At 69.9% G+C, this 19,990-nt stretch carries 16 protein-coding genes, 1 tRNA gene and 2 pseudogenes; 16 read left to right on the forward strand and 3 right to left on the reverse strand.

Going from position 1 to position 19,990, the window contains the following annotated elements; translation table 11 throughout:
- Positions 1 to 106 precede the first annotated feature (106 nt).
- Positions 107 to 484 (forward strand): annotated as a pseudogene (locus R9X44_RS35650) (ATP-binding cassette domain-containing protein); the annotation flags it as partial.
- A gap of 291 nt (positions 485 to 775) precedes the next feature.
- Positions 776 to 970, forward strand: a pseudogene (locus tag R9X44_RS35655) (ABC transporter ATP-binding protein); the annotation flags it as partial.
- On the opposite strand, the gene R9X44_RS01835 reads toward R9X44_RS35655, so the two are convergent.
- On the reverse strand, positions 971 to 1,459 hold the full coding sequence (locus R9X44_RS01835) for a MarR family winged helix-turn-helix transcriptional regulator (protein WP_319812152.1): 489 nt from the start codon (positions 1,457 to 1,459) through the stop codon (positions 971 to 973). It abuts the pseudogene before it with no gap.
- Positions 1,460 to 1,527: 68 nt separating this feature from the next.
- The gene (locus R9X44_RS01840; RefSeq protein WP_319812153.1) at positions 1,528 to 1,698 is read right to left on the reverse strand and encodes a hypothetical protein; all 171 of its coding nucleotides are present in this window, start codon (positions 1,696 to 1,698) and stop codon (positions 1,528 to 1,530) included.
- Between the two features lie 1,090 nt (positions 1,699 to 2,788).
- On the opposite strand from R9X44_RS01840, the gene R9X44_RS01845 reads away from it, so the two are divergent.
- The 14 genes from R9X44_RS01845 to R9X44_RS01910 all read left to right on the forward strand — a co-directional run bounded on the left by R9X44_RS01845 (position 2,789) and on the right by R9X44_RS01910 (position 17,062).
- Complete coding sequence (locus tag R9X44_RS01845; RefSeq protein WP_413774893.1) at positions 2,789 to 3,721, forward strand: acyl-CoA desaturase; 933 nt, start codon at positions 2,789 to 2,791, stop codon at positions 3,719 to 3,721.
- Between the two features lie 11 nt (positions 3,722 to 3,732).
- Positions 3,733 to 4,485, forward strand: a complete 753-nt coding sequence (locus tag R9X44_RS01850; protein WP_319812154.1) for a TetR/AcrR family transcriptional regulator — start codon at positions 3,733 to 3,735, stop codon at positions 4,483 to 4,485.
- A 48-nt stretch (positions 4,486 to 4,533) separates the two neighbouring features.
- Positions 4,534 to 5,163 carry a TetR/AcrR family transcriptional regulator gene (locus tag R9X44_RS01855; protein WP_319812155.1) on the forward strand — a complete coding sequence of 210 codons (630 nt, stop codon included), beginning with the start codon at positions 4,534 to 4,536 and terminating at the stop codon, positions 5,161 to 5,163.
- A 96-nt stretch (positions 5,164 to 5,259) separates the two neighbouring features.
- Positions 5,260 to 5,331: transfer RNA gene (locus R9X44_RS01860), tRNA-Gln, on the forward strand.
- A gap of 187 nt (positions 5,332 to 5,518) precedes the next feature.
- Positions 5,519 to 6,958: a bifunctional UDP-N-acetylglucosamine diphosphorylase/glucosamine-1-phosphate N-acetyltransferase GlmU gene (gene glmU / locus R9X44_RS01865; protein ID WP_319812156.1), complete on the forward strand. Its 1,440-nt coding sequence runs from the start codon at positions 5,519 to 5,521 to the stop codon at positions 6,956 to 6,958.
- Complete coding sequence (locus tag R9X44_RS01870) at positions 6,955 to 7,932, forward strand: ribose-phosphate diphosphokinase (RefSeq protein WP_319812157.1); 978 nt, start codon at positions 6,955 to 6,957, stop codon at positions 7,930 to 7,932. Before glmU ends, R9X44_RS01870 begins: the two co-directional genes overlap by 4 nt.
- A 423-nt stretch (positions 7,933 to 8,355) precedes the next feature.
- The gene (locus R9X44_RS01875; RefSeq protein WP_319812158.1) at positions 8,356 to 8,979 is read left to right on the forward strand and encodes a 50S ribosomal protein L25/general stress protein Ctc; all 624 of its coding nucleotides are present in this window, start codon (positions 8,356 to 8,358) and stop codon (positions 8,977 to 8,979) included.
- A 330-nt stretch (positions 8,980 to 9,309) separates the two neighbouring features.
- The gene (pth, locus tag R9X44_RS01880) at positions 9,310 to 9,885 is read left to right on the forward strand and encodes an aminoacyl-tRNA hydrolase (RefSeq protein ID WP_319812159.1); all 576 of its coding nucleotides are present in this window, start codon (positions 9,310 to 9,312) and stop codon (positions 9,883 to 9,885) included.
- A gap of 123 nt (positions 9,886 to 10,008) precedes the next feature.
- The gene (locus R9X44_RS01885) at positions 10,009 to 10,803 is read left to right on the forward strand and encodes an inositol monophosphatase family protein (protein ID WP_319812160.1); all 795 of its coding nucleotides are present in this window, start codon (positions 10,009 to 10,011) and stop codon (positions 10,801 to 10,803) included.
- 1 nt (position 10,804) lies between these two features.
- On the forward strand, positions 10,805 to 11,710 hold the full coding sequence (gene cysD / locus R9X44_RS01890) for a sulfate adenylyltransferase subunit CysD (protein WP_319812161.1): 906 nt from the start codon (positions 10,805 to 10,807) through the stop codon (positions 11,708 to 11,710).
- Between the two features lie 26 nt (positions 11,711 to 11,736).
- Positions 11,737 to 12,993, forward strand: a complete 1,257-nt coding sequence (locus R9X44_RS01895; RefSeq protein ID WP_319812777.1) for a sulfate adenylyltransferase subunit 1 — start codon at positions 11,737 to 11,739, stop codon at positions 12,991 to 12,993.
- A 166-nt stretch (positions 12,994 to 13,159) separates the two neighbouring features.
- Positions 13,160 to 16,378: a LamG-like jellyroll fold domain-containing protein gene (locus tag R9X44_RS01900; protein WP_319812162.1), complete on the forward strand. Its 3,219-nt coding sequence runs from the start codon at positions 13,160 to 13,162 to the stop codon at positions 16,376 to 16,378.
- A gap of 88 nt (positions 16,379 to 16,466) precedes the next feature.
- Entirely contained in the window at positions 16,467 to 16,796 is a 330-nt protein-coding gene (locus tag R9X44_RS01905) for a DUF6247 family protein (protein ID WP_319812163.1), read from the forward strand.
- Positions 16,793 to 17,062 (forward strand): hypothetical protein, encoded by a 270-nt coding sequence (locus R9X44_RS01910; protein WP_319812164.1) that lies wholly within the window; start codon positions 16,793 to 16,795, stop codon positions 17,060 to 17,062. Before R9X44_RS01905 ends, R9X44_RS01910 begins: the two co-directional genes overlap by 4 nt.
- 91 nt (positions 17,063 to 17,153) lie before the next feature.
- Here the strand turns inward: R9X44_RS01910 and R9X44_RS01915 are convergent, their stop codons facing one another.
- Positions 17,154 to 19,856: a right-handed parallel beta-helix repeat-containing protein gene (locus R9X44_RS01915; protein ID WP_319812165.1), complete on the reverse strand. Its 2,703-nt coding sequence runs from the start codon at positions 19,854 to 19,856 to the stop codon at positions 17,154 to 17,156.
- Positions 19,857 to 19,990 lie beyond the last annotated feature (134 nt).

Below are 19,990 nucleotides of genomic sequence, written 5' to 3' on the forward strand. Positions count from 1 at the left end.
GGTCGAGCTGACCAAGTTCGCGACCGCGCGGCTCGGCAAGACCGTCTACGACGTCGAGGACGTGACCCTCGCGCTCGGCGGAAACCCCGTCTTCCAGCACATCACGTGGCGGCTCGGGCCTGGCGACCGGATCGGGCTCGTCGGCGTCAACGGCAGCGGCAAGACGAGCATGCTCAGGCTGCTCGCGGGCACCGTCCGGCCGGATTCGGGACGCGTCGTGCGCGGCAAGACCGTCGCGCTGGCGCACCTCTCGCAGGAGCTGGCCGAACTCGACCCGCAGCGCCGCGTTCTCGAGTCGGTCGAGGAGGTCGCGCGGCGGATCACCGTAGGCAAGCGCGAGTGGACCGCCTCGCAGCTGCTGGAAAGGCTCGGCTTCAAAGCCGACGCCCAGTGGAAGCCCGTCGGCGACCTGTCGGGAGGCGAGCGGCGCAGGCTGCAGATCCTGCGGCTGCTCATGGCCGAGCCCAACGTCATGCTCCTCGACGAGCCCACCAACGACCTCGACATCGAGACCCTCACCGAGGTCGAGGACATCCTCGACGGCTGGCCCGGCACCCTCGTGGTCGTCAGCCACGACAGGTACTTTCTCGAGCGCGTCACCGACACCGTCTACGCGCTGCTGGGCGACGGGACGGTCCGGATGCTGACCGGCGGCGTCGAGGAGTACCTGGCGAAGGTCGAGGCGGGCGGCGCGTCGGCGGTCCGGACGGCTTCCGCGGCCGAGGCCACGGCCGCCGCGCCCGCCAAGCCCGTCCAGCAGGCGAAGCTCGACTGGAAGACCCAGAAGGAGCTCGACCGGCTGGAGCGCCAGCTCGACAAGCTCACCAAGCGTGAAGCCGAGCTGCACGCCCAGATGGCCGACGCCGCCACCGACCACGCGCGGCTGCTCGACCTCGACGCCAAGCTCAAGGCGGTCCTCGGCGAGAAGGACGAGGTCGAGATGGCCTGGCTCGAACTCGCCGAGGGCTAGTCAGAGGTCGAAGGGGACGAGGAGGGTCCGCAGCAGGTCCGCGAGCTGCTTCTGTTCGGTGTCGCTGAGCGTGACGAGCAGCTCGCGTTCCCGGTCGATGAGGTCGGAGAAGGCCGCGTCGACCCGGGCCCTGCCCACGTCGGTGAGCCGCACCTGGACGCCGCGCTTGTCGGCCGGGTCCGGGTGCCGCTCGACGAGTCCGGCCGCGGTGAGCCTGTCGATCCGGTTCGTCATCGTGCCCGAGGTGACGAGGGTGGCGCGCAGCAGCTGGCCGGGGTTGAGCTGGTAGGGCGGCCCGGCGCGGCGCAGCGCGGTGAGCACGTCGAACTCCCACGACTCCATCTCGTGCGCGGCGAAGACCGCCCTGCGGGCACGGTCCAGATGCCGGGACAGGCGCGAGACCCTGCTCAGCACGTGCAATGGCTGGACGTCCAGTTCCGGGCGCTCGGTCCGCCAGGCGGAGACCAGCCGGTCCACCTCGTCCTCCATGGGTGAACCCTACCTGTGTCTCGACATCAAGACACAGGTCGGTCCTCGGTTACTCCGGGCGGCGGCCGTCACTCGACGGCGTCGAGGTCCTCGAGGAGCCGTTCCAGCCGCGCGGACGCGTCACGGGTGATCGAGTCGGCCGAGCCCCTGAGGTATCCGGCGGCGGCCATCGCCTCACGCATCGCCTCCTCCATCAGCCCGACCGCGAGCCCGAACGGGATCATCCGCTCGCCGTCCATCGACCCTCCTTCGGCCTGACACGGGGTCCTCATCCTCCCGTCGCGCAACCCCGCGTGTCAGCCATGTCGGAAAAAAGTCAAGGGGCTGTGTTTATTTGGGCCTGGCGGCCGTGCGCCTTGAAGCCCAGCGCTGTCCCTCCGGCCCTGGGGGCCTACGGGACAGCGCTGGGCGCGCACGGCCGCCAGGCCCGGTGTCTTCACTATCGGGATAGAAGACCGGCCCAGTGTTCCTTGTAACCCTCACGGGTGCCCTGGGCGCGGGCCCATAGCCCTCAAGGGTGCTCTGGGCGTGGGCCGGTAATCCTGGCGGGTGCTCTGGGCGTGGGCGCGTAGCCTTCACGGGTGCTCTGGGCGTGGGCCGGTAATCCTGGCGGGTGCTCTGGGCACGGGTCCGTAACCCTCACGGTTCTCGAGCGCGGGTCTGCGACCCGGCGGGTTCTCGAGCGCGGGTCCGTCGTGTGCCTCAGCCTCTTGACGTCGAGACAAACGTGTTGCCATTATGTATCTCGATGTCAAGACATGCGGTGCGAGCTGCGGCCGCGTCGTCCTGGCACATGACGACTTTTTTCCAACTGAAGACGAGGTGCCGCCCGCAGTGGGAGGAAAGCGGCTAAACGTTCCCCTGCGGTGCTGCCGACTCCCGTAGCGGGCGGCACCTGGCCCAAGAGGCGGCCCACCTCGCCGCCACCCACCCCGGCTCCGTACCAAGAACCGGGACCAAAGACCGGCGACCGCGCGAACACCCTCCCGCGGTCGCTGGTTTTTTGATGGGGGCCTGCCCCGCTCCTGATGGGGGCCTGCCCCGCGCCTAGGGAAGCCGCGCGGGGTTCACGAATGCTGGCCACGCCTTAAACCCCGATAGTGAAGACACCGGGCATGACGGCCGTGCGCGCCCGGTGCTGTCCCGTAGGCCCCCGGGGCCGGAGGGGCAGTGCCGGGCTTTATGACGCACGGCCGTCAGGCCCCAGAAAACTGGTGAATGCACGTTCACCCTGGGTGGCGGGTATTTTGCTGTCTGGAGTCTTTCGGGCTTACGGGACCGTAGGTTACGGTGGCGTAGATACGACTCGACCGCGACGAGAGAGACTACGTGACCGCTTCCCCGATCGCCGGTGCTGTGCCGCTGGGCGACCTGTCCGACAGCCGCAACGGCCGCAAGCACAAGATCCTCGTCGCGCTGTTCACCGGCGTGCCGTTCCTCGCCCTGCTGGCGGCGGTGCCGCTGGCGTGGGGCAGCTTCCTCGGCTGGACCGACGTCGTGATCGCCGCGGTCTTCTACTTCCTGTCGGCGGGCGGGATCACCGTGGGTTACCACAGGTACTTCACGCACGGCTCGTTCAAGGTCGGGCGGCCGATGCGGATCGCGCTGGCGATCTGCGGGGGACTGGCGATCGAGGGCCCGGTGCTCAACTGGGTCGCCGACCACCGCAGGCACCACAAGTTCTCCGACAAGGAGGGCGACCCGCACTCGCCGTGGAAGTACGGCGACAGCGCTGGCGCGCTCTTCAAGGGCCTCGTGTGGTCGCACTACGGCTGGCTGTACGCGAACAAGGCGACGAACGTCGACAAGTACGCCAAGGACCTCAAGGCCGACCGCGACCTGAACGCCATCCACAACGGGTTCGGCCTCATCGTCGCCGGGACCTTCCTCGTGCCCGCCATGATCGGCGGCCTGGTCACCTGGTCGTGGGCCGGGTTCTTCACCGCGCTGTTCTGGGCGGGGCTCGTCCGGGTCTGCCTTGTCCAGCACGTCACCTGGTCGATCAACTCGATCTGCCACACCTTCGGCGACACCCCCTTCGCCTCACGTGACCAGTCGCGCAATGTGTGGTGGCTGGCGATCCCGTCGCTGGGCGAGTCCTGGCACAACCTGCACCACGCGGACCCGACGGCGGCCCGCCACGGGGTCGGCAAGGGCCAGGTCGACATCAGCGCGCGGACCATCTGGATCTTCGAGAAGCTCGGTCTGGCCTGGGATGTGCGTTGGCCGACTTCCGAGCGGCTGGCGGCCAAGCGCGCCTAAGGTCTAAGGCCATGAGCGACTCCCGAAGACGACGCATGTCCGGCAGTGAGCGAAGGGAGCAGCTCCTCGGCATCGGGCGCGACCTCTTCGCCGTGCGCGGCTTCGACGGCACTTCGGTGGAGGAGATCGCGGCCAAGGCAGGCGTGTCCAAACCCGTCGTCTACGAGCATTTCGGCGGGAAGGAAGGGCTGTACGCCGTCGTCGTGGACCGCGAGATGGAACGTCTCGCGGTCCTGGTCACGGCGGCCCTGACGACCGAGGCCGGGTACCGCCGCAAGCTTGAGCTCGCCGCGCTCGCCCTGCTGGAGTACATCGAGGAGAGCACTGCCGGGTTCCGCATCCTCGTCCGCGACTCCCACGCCGCCTCGGGGACGGGCAGCTACGCGAGCCTGCTGTCGGAGATCGCGGGCGAGGTCGAGTACCTGCTCGGCCGTGAGTTCGACCACCACGGCCTCGACGAGAAGTCCGCGCCCATGTACGCGCAGATGCTCGTCGGGATGATCGCGCTCACCGGCCAGTGGTGGCTCGACAGCCGGCGGCCCCGTCGCGAGGACGTCGCCGCGCACGTGGTGAACCTCGCCTGGAACGGCCTTTCGCATCTCGAGGCCAAGCCGACGCTCGACCCGCGCCGCAGGGCCAAGGAGCGCGAGAAGGCCGAGCGCAGGCAGGAGAAGGACAGGGCGCGGGCCGAGAAGGCCATGGAACGCGCGCGCCGCAAGGCCGGGGCACTGGACGTCTACGTGGAGTCCACCCTGGAGGGCTGATCGAGGGCTGATCGCCGGGTTGATCGTCGGGCGCGGGATGATGGTCCGATGGCGGAGCGGCGCAAGCGGATGACCGGCAAGGAACGCCGGGAACAGCTCATCGAGATCGGCAGGGCCCTGTTCGCCGAACGCGGGTTCGACGGCACGGCCGTCGAGGAGATCGCCGCGAAGGCCGGGGTGTCGAAACCCGTCGTCTACGAGCATTTCGGCGGCAAAGAGGGCCTTTACGCGGTCGTCGTGGACCGGGAGATGACGCGGCTGCTCGGCCTGGTCACCCAGGGCATGTCCGACGGCGTCCACTACCGGGGCAAGCTCGAGGGCGCGGCCCTGGCCCTCCTTGAGTACATCGAGGAGAGCACCGACGGGTTCCGCATCCTCGTCCGCGACTCCCACGCCGCCTCGGGGACCGGCACCTTCGCCAGCCTGATCAGCGACATCGCCACCCACGTGGAGTACCTGCTCGCCGACGAGTTCGAGAAGCACGACAGGGACGGCCGCCTCGCCCCGATGTACGCCCAGATGCTCGTCGGCATGGTCGCGATGACCGGCCAGTGGTGGCTCGAGGTGCGCAAACCCCGCCGCGAGGAGGTCGCCGCGCACCTGGTGAACCTCGCGTGGAACGGCCTTTCCCATCTCGAGGACAAGCCGCGACTCCACCCCCGCTCCCGCCGCCGCTAAGGGGAGCGAAGCCAAGCCGCGGAAGGGAACACCCATAACGGAGATGAGGCGGCCGGGCGGGGACGGTATCGTGTGCGTCAGCCGCCTGTGCGGCGATCCGGCGTGGTGTAATCGGCAGCACTAGGGTTTTTGGTGCCCTCTGTTCAGGTTCGAGTCCTGGCGCCGGAGCCGGGTTCGGTGTGCCCTTGTGGGGCTGCCGGTGCGGGTGCTCCTCCGCCCGGGCGGTACTCTTTGTTCATGTCAGGTGGGTTACGCCCTGGCGACGCTTTCCCAACCGAGAAACGATCGGCCTGGGCGGCGTTCCGCCGCGACGACGTCCCGCTCAGTCCCGTCCGCGAAGCCCAGGAGCCACTCAGTGAGCCCGGCCGCAGTCATCGTCCTCGCCGCGGGCGAGGGCACCCGGATGAAGTCCCGTACCTCAAAGGTCCTCCACGAGATCGGCGGCAGGAGCATGCTCGGGCATGTCCTGGCCGCCTCCCAGACACTCCTTCCCGACCGGCTCGTCGTCGTGGTCGGGCACCGGCGCGAGCAGGTCATCGAGCACCTCGCGGTGATCGCGCCGGACGCCGTCCCGGTCGTCCAGGAGACCCAGGGCGGGACGGGTCACGCCGTCCGCACCGCGCTCGAGGCGAGCGGCCCGCTGGACGGCACGGTCGTGGTCACCAACGGGGACCATCCGCTGATCACCGGCGCGACCCTGCGGGGCCTGGTCGACGCGCACGAACGCGACGCCAACGCCGTCACCGTCATGACCACCGACGTCCCCGACCCCACCGGATACGGCCGCATCCTGCGCGGCCCCGACGGCGCGGTCACCGAGATCGTCGAGCACAAGGACGCCACCGACGCCCAGCGGGCCATCGCCGAGATCAACGTCGGCATGTACGCCTTCGACGGCGCGCTGCTCGCCGAGGCGCTGAAGCGGCTCACCACCGACAACGCCGGCGGCGAGGAGTACCTGACCGACGTCCTCGGCATCCTGCGCGGCGACGGGCACCGCGTCGGCGCCGCCAAGGTCGCCGACTGGGTCGAGACCCAGGGCGTCAACGACAGGGTCCAGCTCGCCGCCGCGCGCAGGCAGCTCAACGACCGCGTCCTCGACGGGCTCATGCGCGCCGGCGTCACCGTCGTCGACCCGCAGACCGTCTGGGTCGACGTGCAGGTACGTGTCGAAGCCGACGTCACCCTCCTTCCCAATGTCCAACTCCACGGCGGTACGGTGGTCCGCGCCGGAGCCCGCGTGGGCCCGGACACCACGCTGACCGACACCGTCGTCGGCGAGGACGCCCAGGTCAGCCGCACTGTCGCCGAGGGAGCCGAGATCGGCCCCGAGACGACGGTCGGACCGTACGCGTATCTCCGCCCCGGCACCCGGCTGGGCCGCAAGGCCAAGGCCGGGAGCTACGTGGAGATCAAGAACTCCGAGATCGGCGAGGGATCGAAGGTGCCGCACCTGACATACGTCGGGGACGCCACCATCGGCGAAGGGTCGAACATCGGGGCCGGCAGCGTCTTCGTCAACTACGACGGCGTCGCCAAACACCGCACCGTCGTGGGCGACCACGTCCGCGTCGGCAGCGACAACATGCTCGTGGCCCCCGTCACCATCGGGGACGGGAGCTACACAGCGGCCGGATCAGTGATCACCAAGGATGTACCGCCCGGGGCTATGGCCGTGGCCCGCGGGCAGCAGCGCAACGTTGAGGGCTGGGTCGAGCGCAGGCGCGCCGGGACTGCCGCCGCGGAAGCGGCGAAACGGGCGCGTGAGAACAACACCCAGGAGGGGGACAAGTGAGCGGGATCAAAACACAGTCCGAGAGGAAGCTGATGCTCTTCTCGGGCCGCGCCTATCCGGAGCTCGCCAAGGAGGTCGCCGACAACCTCGACTGCGAGCTCGTGCCGACGGCCGCCTACGACTTCGCCAACGGCGAGACGTTCGTGCGGTTCCTCGAGTCCGTGCGAGGCAGCGACGCGTTCGTGATCCAGAGCCACACGGCTCCGATCAACCAGTGGATCATGGAACAGCTGATCATGGTCGACGCGCTCAAGCGCGCGAGCGCCCGCCGCATCACCGTCGTCGCGCCGTTCTTCGGCTACGCGCGGCAGGACAAGAAGCACCGCGGCCGCGAACCGATCTCGGCGCGCCTCATGGCCGACCTGTTCAAGACCGCGGGCGCGGACCGGCTCATCACCGTCGACCTGCACACCGCGCAGATCCAGGGCTTCTTCGACGGGCCCGTCGACCACCTGTTCGCCCTTGAACTGCTGGCCGACCACGTCGCGAGCACCCTGGACACCTCGCAGGTGACTGTCGTCGCGCCCGACGCGGGCCGTGTCCGCGTCGCCGAGCGCTGGACCGACCGCCTCGGCTGCCCGCTGGCGATCATCCACAAGCGCCGCGACCCGCTCGTCGCCAACGAGGTCAAGGTCTTCGAGGTCGTCGGCCAGGTCGAGGGCCGCACCTGCGTCATCGTCGACGACATGATCGACACCGGCGGCACCATCGTCAAGGCCGCCGAGGCCCTGTTCGAGCAGGGCGCCGCCCGCGTCGTCGTCACCGCCACCCACGGCGTCCTGTCGGGCCCGGCCGTCGACCGCCTCAAGAACTCCCGCATCTCCGAGGTGGTCCTCACCAACACCCTCCCCATCACCCCCGAAAAGCAGTTCGACAAGCTGACGGTCCTGTCGATCGCCCCCCTCCTCGCCAGCGCCATCAACGAGGTCTTCCACGACGGCTCAGTGACTTCCTTGTTCGACGGAGAAGCGTGACTTTCGGGCCTGACGGCCGGGCGCTCTAGAGCCTCGGCACAGGAGAGGTCCGCGCCCAGGGCACCCGTGAGGGTTACAAGGAATGCTGGGCCGGGCTTCTCTCCCGATAGTGAAGACACCGGGCCTGGCGGCCGTGCGCGCCCAGCGCTGTCCCGTAGGCCCCCAGGGCCGGAGGGGCAGTGCTGGGCTTTAAGGCGCACGGCCGCCAGGCCCCAATAAACACAGCCCGGCAACGATGACCCGAACGAATCCCTCGGGGCCGTCGGGGCCCTGAGTACTGCTAGAATTTTTAGACCGTGTGCGCCTTCTGTTGCGCGGCATGCCCTGGATGGGGTGCTTGTGCCGGAGATGCGCCGAACGCCCTACGGAGGGCCGAGGTCTTACAAGCGTCAGTTCTTTCGAGTTCCTTCAAGGAGTTTCGCCGTGTCCGAGGTACGCATCGCCGCCGAGCCGCGCTCCGAGTTCGGTAAGGGTGCCGCCCGGCGCACCCGTCGCGCCGGGAAGGTGCCGGCTGTTCTTTACGGGCACGGCACTGACCCGCAGCACATCACGCTTCCGGGCCACGAGCTGATGCTCGCCCTGAAGACCCCGAACGTGCTGCTGCGCGTGTCGGGCCTGTCGGGCGACGACGAGCTCGCGCTGCCGAAGGACGTGCAGCGCGACCCGCTGAAGGGCTTCCTGGAGCACGTCGACCTGCTGCTGGTCAAGCGCGGCGAGAAGGTCACCGTCGACGTGCCGATCCTGCTCGTCGGCGAGGTCGTCGCGGGCGGGCAGCTCGCCCAGGAGCTCACCACGGTCTCCCTCGAGGCCGAGGCCACGCACATCCCGTCCGAGATCACCGTCGACCTGGCCACCCTGGCCGAGGGCACCTCGGTCCTGGTCAAGGACCTGTCCCTGCCGCGCGGCGCGACCGTCGCGGGCGACGAGGACGCCCTGGTCCTCCAGATCACCGGTGTCCAGGAGGTCCGGACCGAGACCGACGCGGAAGCCGCCGAGGCCGAGGCCGCCGCCGAAGCCGCCGCCGCCGAGGCCCCGGCCGCCGAGTAACACCCGGCCCCAAACTCACGAAGGCCCCGGACGCCCCCGCGTTCCGGGGCCTTCGCAAATGCAGGCCACAGACCCCACACGGCCACGCCTCACCTCCTGCACGGTCACCGGGAGAGGCCCACGCAAAGGGCACCCGAGAGGGTTGCAAGGAACACTGGGCCGGTCTTCTATCCCGATAGTGAAGACACCGGGCCTGGCGGCGGTGCGCGCCCAGCGCTGTCCCGTAGGCCCCCAGGGCCGGAGGGACAGTGCTGGGCTTCAAGGCGCACGGCCGCCAGGCCCAAATAAACACAGCGCGCGGCCGCCAGGCCCCAATAAACAGGAGGCACGGTGAGTGAGGAGACCTGGCTGATTGTCGGGCTTGGGAATCCTGGGCCGAAGTATGCGGCTACGCGGCACAATGCCGGGTTCATGGTGGTTGATCTGCTCGCTGAGCGGGTGGGTGGGAAGTTCAAGGCGCACAAATCGCGCTGTGACGTCGTTGAGGGCAGGCTTGCCGGGGTTCGGGCGGTGCTGGCGAAGCCCAGGTCGTACATGAACGAGTCAGGCGGGCCCGTGAAGGCGTTGCGGGACTTCTACAAGGTCCCTGACGCGCGGCTCCTCGTCGTCCATGACGAGCTCGACATCGACTTCGGCGCGGTCAGGTTGAAGCAGGGCGGCGGTGACAATGGTCACAACGGCCTGCGGTCGATCACCAGGTCGCTCGGGTCGAAGGAGTATCTGCGGCTGCGGTTCGGGGTGGGCCGTCCGCCGGGCCGGATGGACGCCGCCGCGTTCGTCCTGAAGGACTTCGCCGTGCCGGAGCGCAAGGAGCTCCCGTACTTCCTCGACCGGGCCGCCGACGCGGCCGAAGCCGTCCTCACTTCGGGTCTCGGCGCGGCGCAGAACACCTTCCACGCCCCCTGACCGGCCGGACACTCCCGGACAGACCCCCGTCAACCACCACATAGTCGGATTAACATCCGATTCTCATGTGCGGGTTGCCCTTTCCCGGCAACAAGATCAATTTAAGCGGGATACCCTGTTCCGATGACGGTAGATGACCACGACGTTGCCGAAGATCTCGCGACGCGGGCCGGTGAGGTGCTGCTCGCCCTGCGCGCGGAGAAGGGGTTCGCCGACGGTCCGGCCCTGAAGAAGGCCGGCGACCTCGGATCGCACGAGTTCCTGATGGCCGAACTCGCCGCCCTCCGCCCCGCCGACGCGGTGCTGAGCGAGGAGGGCAAGGACGACCACGCGCGGCTCGAGGCCGAGCGCGTCTGGATCGTCGACCCCCTCGACGGCACCCGCGAGTACAGCGAGGAGGGCCGTGCCGACTGGGCCGTCCACGTCGCGCTCTACGCCAAGGGCGCCCTCGCCGCCGGGGCCGTCGCGCTGCCCGCGCAGGGCCGCACCCTCAGCACCGTCCCCGGCTCACCCCTGCTGACGGAGATGTCCGCCCGTTTCGCCGCCCCGCCCGCCGACCTTTTGGAAAAGCGCGCGCCCATCCGGATCGTGGTGAGCCGGACGCGTCCGCCGCAGGTCGTCGCCCAGCTCCGCGAGCACCTGCACGCCGAGGGCTACGCCACCGAACTCGTGCCGATGGGCTCGGCCGGGGCGAAGATCGCCGCGGTCCTGCTCGGCGACGCCGACGTCTACGTGCACGCCGGCGGACAGTATGAGTGGGACAACGCCGCGCCGGCGGCCGTGGCGCTCGCCGCGGGCGCGCACGCCAGCCGGATCGACGGCGGTGAGCTGCGTTACAACGCGGAGGACCCCTACTTGCCGGATATCCTTGTGTGCCACCCCGCCCTCGCTGACTTGATCTTGGCTGGAGTCCGTTGACATGCAATACATGATGTCCCAGCTGGACGTCCTCGAAGCCGAGTCGATCCACATCATCCGGGAGGTGGCCGCGGAGTTCGAGCGCCCGGTCCTGCTGTTCTCGGGTGGTAAGGACAGCATCGTGATGCTGCGGCTCGCCGAGAAGGCGTTCGCGCCCGCTCCCATCCCGTTCCCCGTCATGCATGTGGACACCGGCCACAACTTCGACGAGGTCATCGCCTACCGCGACAAGCGCGTCGAGGAACTCGGGCTGCGCCTGATCGTCGCCTCCGTCCAGGATGCGATCGACAAGGGCCTCGTGGTCGAGCAGAAGGGCCGCCGCGCCTCGCGCAACCAGCTGCAGACCGTGCCGCTGCTCGCCGCGATCGAGGAGCACGAGTTCACCGCCGCGTTCGGCGGCGCGCGCCGCGACGAGGAGAAGGCCCGCGCCAAGGAGCGCGTCGTGTCCTTCCGCGACGAGTTCGGCCAGTGGGACCCCAAGAACCAGCGGCCCGAGCTGTGGAACCTGTACAACACCAAGATCCACAGGGGTGAGCACGTCCGCGTCTTCCCGCTGTCCAACTGGACAGAGCTGGACATCTGGGACTACATCCGGCGCGAGGGCATCGAGCTCCCGTCCATCTACTTCGCGCACACCCGCATGGTGTTCGAGCGCGACGGCATGCTGCTGGCCGACCTCCCGCCCGCCAACCGCGCCGAGGACGAGCCCGCGTTCGAGGCGATGGTCCGCTACCGCACGGTCGGCGACATCTCCTGCACCGGCGCGGTGAAGTCCGCCGCCGTGGAGCTCGACGAGGTGATCGAGGAGATCGCCGCCACCCGGGTGACCGAACGGGGCCAGACCCGCGCCGACGACCGCGCCTCCGAGGCCGCGATGGAAGACCGCAAGAAGGAAGGCTACTTCTAATGGGCGCCGCTCCCACCCAGCCCCGGATGGACATCCTGCGCTTCGCCACCGCGGGCTCCGTAGACGACGGCAAGTCCACGCTCATCGGCCGGCTGCTGTACGACTCGAAGTCGATCTTCGAGGACCAGCTCGAGGCCGTGGAGAAGACCAGCGCCGACCGCGGCGAGGAGTACACCAACCTCGCGCTGCTCACCGACGGCCTGCGCGCCGAGCGCGAGCAGGGCATCACCATCGACGTGGCCTACCGCTACTTCGCGACGCCGCGCCGCAAGTTCATCATCGCCGACACCCCCGGGCACATCCAGTACACCCGGAACATGGTGACGGGCGCGTCAACGGCCGACCTCGCGATCATCCTTGTCGACGCGCGCAAGGGCATCCTCGAGCAGTCCCGCCGCCACGCCTTCCTCACGACGCTGCTGCGGGTGCCGCACCTCGTCGTCGCGGTGAACAAGATGGACCTCGTGGACTACTCCCAGGAGGTCTTCAACTCCATCAAGGACGAGTTCACCGAGTTCGCCTCCAAGCTGCAGATCGGCGACCTGACCTTCATCCCGATCTCGGCGCTGAACGGCGACAACGTCGTCGAGCGGTCGGTGAACACCCCGTGGTACGACGGTTCGAGCCTGCTGCACCACCTCGAGCACGTGCACATCGCCTCCGACCGCAACCTCGTTGACGTGCGGTTCCCCGTCCAGTACGTCATCCGGCCGTACAAGTCGACCGACCCGGCGCTGCACGACTACCGCGGCTACGCGGGCCAGGTCGCGGGCGGCGTCCTCAAGCCGGGCGACGAGGTCATGCACCTCCCGTCGGGCCTGAGCACCCGCATCACGCACATCGAGGGCCCCAACGGACCCGTCAACGAGGCATACCCGCCCATGGCGGTCACCCTGCGCCTCGCCGACGAGATCGACATCTCGCGCGGCGACATGATCTGCCGCCCCAACAACCAGCCGAAGGTCGCCCAGGACCTCGACGCCCTGGTCTGCTGGATGAGCGAGGCCCGCAGCCTCACCCCGCGCAGCAAGCTCGTCCTCAAGCACACCACCCGCACCGCCCGCGCCATGGTGAAGGACCTCCACTACCAGCTGGACGTCAACACCCTGCACCGCAACGAGGACGCCACCGAACTCAAGCTCAACGAGATCGGCCGCATCACCCTCCGCGTCACCCAGCCCCTCTTCATCGACGACTACGGCCGCAACCGCCTCACCGGCGGCTTCATCCTCATAGACGAAGCCACCAACAGCACGGTCGCCGCAGGCATGATCACCGCCTGACCCCTCCCCCCAAGGCCCCGGGTTTTCGCATGTCACGCGAGATCCCGGGGCCTGGCCGTTTCTCCCGATTGATTGCCTTTGCGGCCTGGGATGCCCAGACTTGTCCCTGACGTCCGGGGGCCGCGTCGGCACAACGGGGACGGGCGCTACGAAACGGGCTGGTGCAGTGAGAAGCGGTCGTGTACGCGCGCTGCTGTGCGCATTTGCGGTGGTGGTCGCGGGACTGCCGGGACTGACGGGCGGCCCGACGCCGTCCGCCTCGGCCGACACCAGCCCCCCGCAGGGGGTCCCGGCGACGGTCAGCGCCGACCCGCTGCCGACCTGGCAGGTCAACGGGGTCGTGTGGGACCAGGTGCTGGTCGGGAACACCGTGTACGCGACCGGCGCGTTCTCCTCCGCGCGGCCGCCCGGGGTCGCCGTCGGTGGCGCGGGCCAGGTGACGCGGTCGAACATCCTCGCTTACGACATCACGACGGGCGTCGTCAGCTCGTCGTTCGTGCACAGCCTGAACGGCCAGGGCCTGCGCATGGCCAAGTCACCCGACGGCTCGCGCGTGTACGTCGCGGGCGACTTCACGAGCGTCGACGGGCAGCCGCGCCAGCACGTCGCGGCGTTCAACACCGCGACCGGCGCGCTCGACCCGGACTTCAAGCCGAACGTCAGCGCGCGGGTGCGCGGCCTGGCGGTCTCCCCGACGACCGTGTACGTCGGCGGGAACTTCTTCTCGGTGAACGGGCAGTCCAGGACCCGTCTCGCCGCGGTCTCGGCGACGACCGGGGCCAACCTTCCGTGGGCCCCGACCGTCAACGACGAGGTCTGGGCGATGGCGATCTCGCCGAGCTACAACCGGGTCATCGTCGGCGGCAGGTTCACCGAGCTCAACGGGGCCACCAGGATCGGCCAGGGCGCGGTGGACGCGTCGACCGGCGGGACCGCGCCGTGGAGCAGCACGCCGACCCCCGCGCCGTCCGGCGGAAACCGGTCCTACCCGACCGACCTGAAGGTCGCGGGCAACGTCGTCTACGGCGCGAACAACGGCGACGGCACCCACTGGTTCGACGGGACCTGGGCCGCCGACGTCGACACCGGCGACCTGATCTGGTTGAACAACTGCTACGGCGCGACCTACAGCGTCGCGCCGATCGGCCAGGTGCTGTACAGCGTCTCGCACGCGCACGAATGCCAGTCGGTAGGCGGGTTCCCCGAGGTGACCGCGCGCCGCGCGACAGCGACGACCACCTACGCGACCGGCATTGACACCAACCCGCCGAGCAACAACAGCCTCTACAGCGGACAGCCCGTCCCACGGCTGCTGCACTGGTTCCCGGCCCTCGGCATCGGCAACGTCACCGGGCAGTACCAGGCGGCGTGGAGCGTCGTTGGCAACTCCCAGTACATCGCCATGGCCGGGGAGTTCCCGACCGTCGACGGCCGCGCCCAGCAGGGGCTGATCCGGATGGGCGTCAGGTCGGTCGCCGACCTCAAGGTCGGGCCGCTCGCCGCGCCGCCCGCGTCCGCGCGGCCGGTCCCCGCCGGCGGCGTGCGCGTCACCTGGCCGGCGACGTGGGACATGGACAACGAACGGCTCACCTACGAGATCCTGCGCAACGGGACCGTCGTCGGGAGCTGGACTGGCCCGTCGAACTTCTGGACCACGCCCAACTACGGCTGGTTCGACGCCTCGGCCCCGGCGGGCACGCACACCTACCAGGTGCGGGTCGGCGATCCGGACGGCAACAAGAAGACGGGCACGGCCTCCGATCCCGTCGTCTCCCCGGGTCCGGCCGCGCCGAGCCCCTACCTCAACGTCGTCGTCGCCGACGGCGCACAGCACTTCTGGCGGATGGGCGAGACCGGGGGCACCACCGGCCACGACAAGTCGGGCGCGTACGGGCTCATCTACGAGAGCGGCGTGACGACCGGCGCGGCGGGAGCCGTCGCGGGGGACACCGCGGCGACCTTCAGCGGCACCGCCACCGGGCGTGCCGCCACCGGCCAGGTCGCGCCGCCGCGCGACTTCACCGTCGAGGCGTGGTTCAAGACGACGTCCACGACCGGCGGCAAGATCGTCGGATACGGCAACAGCGGGACCGGCAACAGCACGAGCTACGACCGGCACATCTACCTGACGAACGACGGGCGCGCGGTCTTCGGCGTCTTCCAGGGGACGCCGCGCACCCTCACCAGCGCGGCGGGGCTGAACAACGGCCAGTGGCACCACGTCGTCGGCACGCTCGACTACAACTCGGGGATGCGGTTCTACGTCGACGGGCAGCTCGTCGGCACCGACACCAACGCCCGCAGCGGGCAGCGCTTCAACGGGTACTGGCGGGTCGGCGGCGACACCGTCACCGGGTGGCCGTCCGCGCCGACCAGCGCCTACCTGAACGGCGTCATCGACGAGGTCGCCGTCTACCCGACCGCGCTGTCGGCCGCGCAGATCACCCAGCACCGGCAGGTCGCGCTGGGCGCGGCCCCCAACCAGCCGCCGACCGCGAACTTCACCTCCTCGTGCACGCTGCTGGTGTGCGCGTTCAACGGGACGGGCTCCACCGATCCCGACGGCACGGTGACCGCCTACGCCTGGGACTTCGGCGACGGCACGACGGCGTCCGGCGCGACCCCGTCGAAGACGTTCGCGGCGGCGGGGACCTACCAGGTGAAGCTCACCGTCACCGACAACGGCGGCGCGACCGGGACCCGCACCCAGCCGGTGACCGTCCAGTCGAGCACGGGCCCCGTCGCCCTCGCCCATGACCCGTTCACCAGGACCGTCTCCGGCGGCTGGGGCACCGCCCCCACCGGCGGCGCGTGGACCACCGTCGGCACCGCCGCCAACCTCTCGGTCGACGGCAGCACCGCCAAGATCACCTTCCCGGCGGGCAGCGCCGCCGCAGGCGCCTACCTCTCCTCCCTCTCCGCCCCCGCCACGAACTCCACAGTCCGCCTCTCCGTAGACAAGGTGACCACCGGCAACGGCGCCTACGCCTGGCTAATCGGCCGCCGCACCACGACCTCCCTCGACTACCGAGCCCGAGTCCGCTTCCTCCCCAACAACACAGTCGTCCTGGCCCTAAGCCGCACCGACGCCTCAAACGCCGAAACCCTCCTCGGCACCGAAATCACAGTCCCCTCCCTCACCTACACCCCAGGCAGCGTCATCCGCCTCCGCCTCCAAATAACCGGCACAAACCCCACAACACTCTCAGCCAAAGCCTGGCCCGACACCGCCACCGAACCCACAACCTGGCACCTCTCCACAACCGACTCCACAGCCGGCCTCCAAACAACGGGCGCGATCGGCCTACGCGGCATGCTCTCCGGCAGCGCCACCAACCCCCCCATAACCCTCACCTTGGACGACCTCACCACCACCCAGCCCTGACGCTCTCGGAGGGCCCACCCCGTCCCCGGACGGGGCGGGCCCTCCGGACGCCCCGGCCCCCGGAACGCGTCGTCGCTATACTTACGGCATGGCAGCTGCGTTTCCGGATCGGGCCCGGGAGGTCTCGGACCAGGTTCCCGACAGGAGCCCGCGGGCGATCCGTGCCGTCCTGCTGCCGGAGGAACGCGGCGACTTCGACCGCGAGTATCGCCAGGTCATGGCCGACGCGACGGAAGATCTCGACCTAGCCCCCGTGCTCGAGTTCATCGAACGCTGGTGGCGGGTCGCCGTCCTGTCCAGGGACCCCCAACGGCACCGGGCGGCCCTGGACGTCGTCGCCCGCCTCGACCGCGGCGACCCCGTCCCCACCCACTCGGCCCTCGACCTGATCAAAGCCCGCCTGACCACCGAGCGGTGACGTACACCGTCGAGGAGACCGACGCGGTCCTCGAAGCGCTCGCACACCTACCGATCAAGGCGCTTGAAGGCTACCTGGAACTGCGCACGACGCTGGAGCTCGCTCCCTGGGGCGGCAGCCCGTACAACCGGAGCAACGCGGCGGCCGCCAACTCCAGGACCATGGAGTTCGCCGACGGCAAGGGCTTCGTCTGGTACATCATCCTTGAGCATGCCGAAGATGCTCAGAGGCGCGTCGTCATCGTTGACCTCAACTGGCTCGACTGAACCGTCGCGACGCCTTGATGAGGGAGGGCGGGGAAGAGGTGAGCCCGCCTCCGGTGGGGGCGGGCTCGGCGGTGGAGCGGTTGGGCCGGGGTTAGGAGAGGGGGCCTACGGGTTTGGGGGTGGGGGGGATGCCTAGGGAGGTGGCGACTGTGGGGGGGAGGGGGATTGCGGTGTCGCGGGTGAGGGTGGGGGAGGGGGTTTTGGGGAGGGGGTTGGAGGGGGCGGAGCTGGTGAGTTCTTGGGCGGTGGTGGTGCGGAAGGGGGGGAGGGCGGTGAAGGTCGCGGGGTCGCCGGGGCCCCGGGACCAGACGATCAGCCAGGCGGGGGTGGCCGAGGTGCGGTAGTAGAGGTTGCCGTTGGAGGTGATGTTCATCTGGGCGGCGGAGCGGGTGTGGGTGTAGTCCTCGACGCAGAGGATGCAGTTGGCGGGGGCGGTGGGCGCGCCGAGGATGTTGTTGCCGATGCGGAGGTTGCCGGTCAGCCAGGTCATCGTGGGGTCGGGGAAGGGCTGGCGGGGGTCGTGGCCGGGGTCGGCCTTGTTGGCGCCGCTGCGCTTGTCCTGGACGATGTTGAGGGCGCGGCCGTTGCCGGTGATCGTGTTGTGCCAGACGTCGCCGCCCGACGAGTTGTTGATCTTGATCCCGTCGCCGCCGTTGCCGGTGATGCGGTTGTCGGCGAACAGGCCCTTGGCGGAGATCTCCCAGGAGATGCCGTGGTGCGCGTTGTTCTGGACGTCGGTGCCGGTCACGGAGGTGTCGTAGACGGACTCGTCAAGCCAGATGCCCTTGGACCGGTTGTTCGACGCGACGCTGTCGATGATCGCGACGCCCCGGCTGCGGGTCACCTTGATGCCGCCGGAGACCGGCGAGAAGTTGAACCGTTCGCTGTTGTTGTCCTCGGCGCGCACGGACAGCAGCTGGAGGTCGTCGGCGTAGTTGGCGTGGAAGCCGAGCATGCCCGCGCGCCGGACGGTCACCTTGCGGATCGTGACGTGCGGGGCGAGCGCGCTGACGCCGGTCGTGGCCGAGTCGTCCACCACGACGTTCTCGACGGTCGAGTCGCGCCCGGTCACCTTGACCGTGCCCATGTCGGGGACGGAGGTCGCGAACCGCCGCAGTCCGACGCCGCGCAGCACGGTCCCGGGCGCGGCGAGCACCGCGCCCTCGCCGAGCGCGGTCGCCCGCACCTGCTTGCCGTTCGGGTCGGTCCCGACGTGCAGGCGGCCCGCCGCGTAGTCGACGTAGAAGGTCCCGGCCTTGACCTCGGCGGCGGAGCCGACCTGGCGCAGCGCGGTCCCGTCGACGTACACCTGGTCGGGGTGGGCGGCGAGCGGGTGGTCCTTGCTGAGGAACTGCCAGGCGGCGGCGGTCCCGTCGGCCGCGCCCTTGGTGTAGCTGGGGCTGTGGTCGAACTTGGCGGTCCACCCGTCCTTGACCCAGGTCCCGCCGCTGGCCCGCCACCCGCTGACGGGCACCGACCCGTCGAGCCACACCGCCTCGCCCGGGTACGACTGGACGGTGAGCGTCTTGTTCGCCGGGACCCGCAGCGTCTCGGTGTAGACCCCGCCGCGCAGCACGACCGTCCCGCCGGTCGGCGCGAGCGCGACGGCCCGCGCCAGCGTCCGGACCGGCGCGTCGAGCTTCCCGGCCGCCGCGTCATCCCCGTTCGACGCCACCACGACGGCGTTCGCGGGCACCGCGTAAGACGTCGAGCCGACAGCCGCCGACCCCGCCTTGAGCGCCGGCCGCCCGGTCGAAGTCCCCGTCCCCGTCCCCGGACTCGGCGCGGTGGTCGTGGACGTGGCGGTAGGCGACGGCTTCACCGACGTGGTCGTCGGCGTAGGCGTAGGCGTCGCCTTGGGCTCCGTCGCGGTCGGCTTCGGGCTCGCGCTGACCACGATCGGCGGCTCGGGCACGACCGTGGTGTCCTCGGCCGTCCAGCCGTTCACCAGCACGGCCGATTTGTCGGTGCTGCGCGAAAGGTACGTCCACAGCCCGAGGTGGCCTTCTCCGCTGATCCGCTGCGCGCTCGCGTCGGTCGCGGTGTGCTGCCAGTTGCCGGGCGCGGTGACGCCGTCGAGCCATGCCTTCGCGCCGAGCGTGACCTTGTCGGTGCCGCTGACGCTCGCCGCGAACACGAGCCGCTTGTCCGGCGCGAGCCGCAGCGGGAGTTCGGTCTCCCCGCCGAGGAAGGTCTCGCCGCCGCCGTCGGCGCGCGAGAACGACAGCCGGACGGCCCCGCCCGGCATCACCCGGACCTTCGCCCGATATGCGCCCTTCGCCCCGGCCCGCAGCAGCGCCCCGACGTACACCGAGCCCGTCGCCGGGTTTGCCGGAATCCCGAAGGTGAGCCGCGTCTCGACGTCGGCGGCCGCCACCCCCGTCAGCCGCGAGGTCGTGGACGCCCCGGGCGACGGCAGCGCCAGCTTGCCCGTCCCGTTCGCGACGGACGCCCGCGCCGGGTCGCTCAGCGTGTACTTCCCGCCCTCTTCGGCCCCGCCCCACCCGTTCGCGACGGTCCGCTGGAAGGTGTCCGCGACGACCCTCGTCCCGCCGCCCGCCATGACGAAGTCGCCGACCGGCGTCTTCACCAGGACCGCCGCCCCGCCGACGGCGATCACCGCGAGGATCACGCTGGTCGTCATGCCGCGGCGGACCCGCCGCAGCCCGCGCCGTGCGGTGCGGCTGAGGCCCTTGCGCCCGCGTCGGCCGCCCGTGCCGTTCGGGTCGTCCTCCCACCACAGGGGGCCTTCGTACGGGGAACGGGAACTTCCGGGCTCGCGCGTCACCGGCATGAGGGTCACCTCGGGTCGGGGGCGAGGGAGAACACGGACATGTGCTCGTCCCATCCAGAACATCTGGCGTATACCGTATCGTTACGCCACACGCTCGCAAGCCCTCATGCCAAGGGAATCTCGTTTTTTATCGG

The organism is Actinocorallia sp. A-T 12471 (assembly GCF_033875155.1).
Classification (GTDB): Bacteria; Actinomycetota; Actinomycetes; order Streptosporangiales; family Streptosporangiaceae; genus Actinocorallia.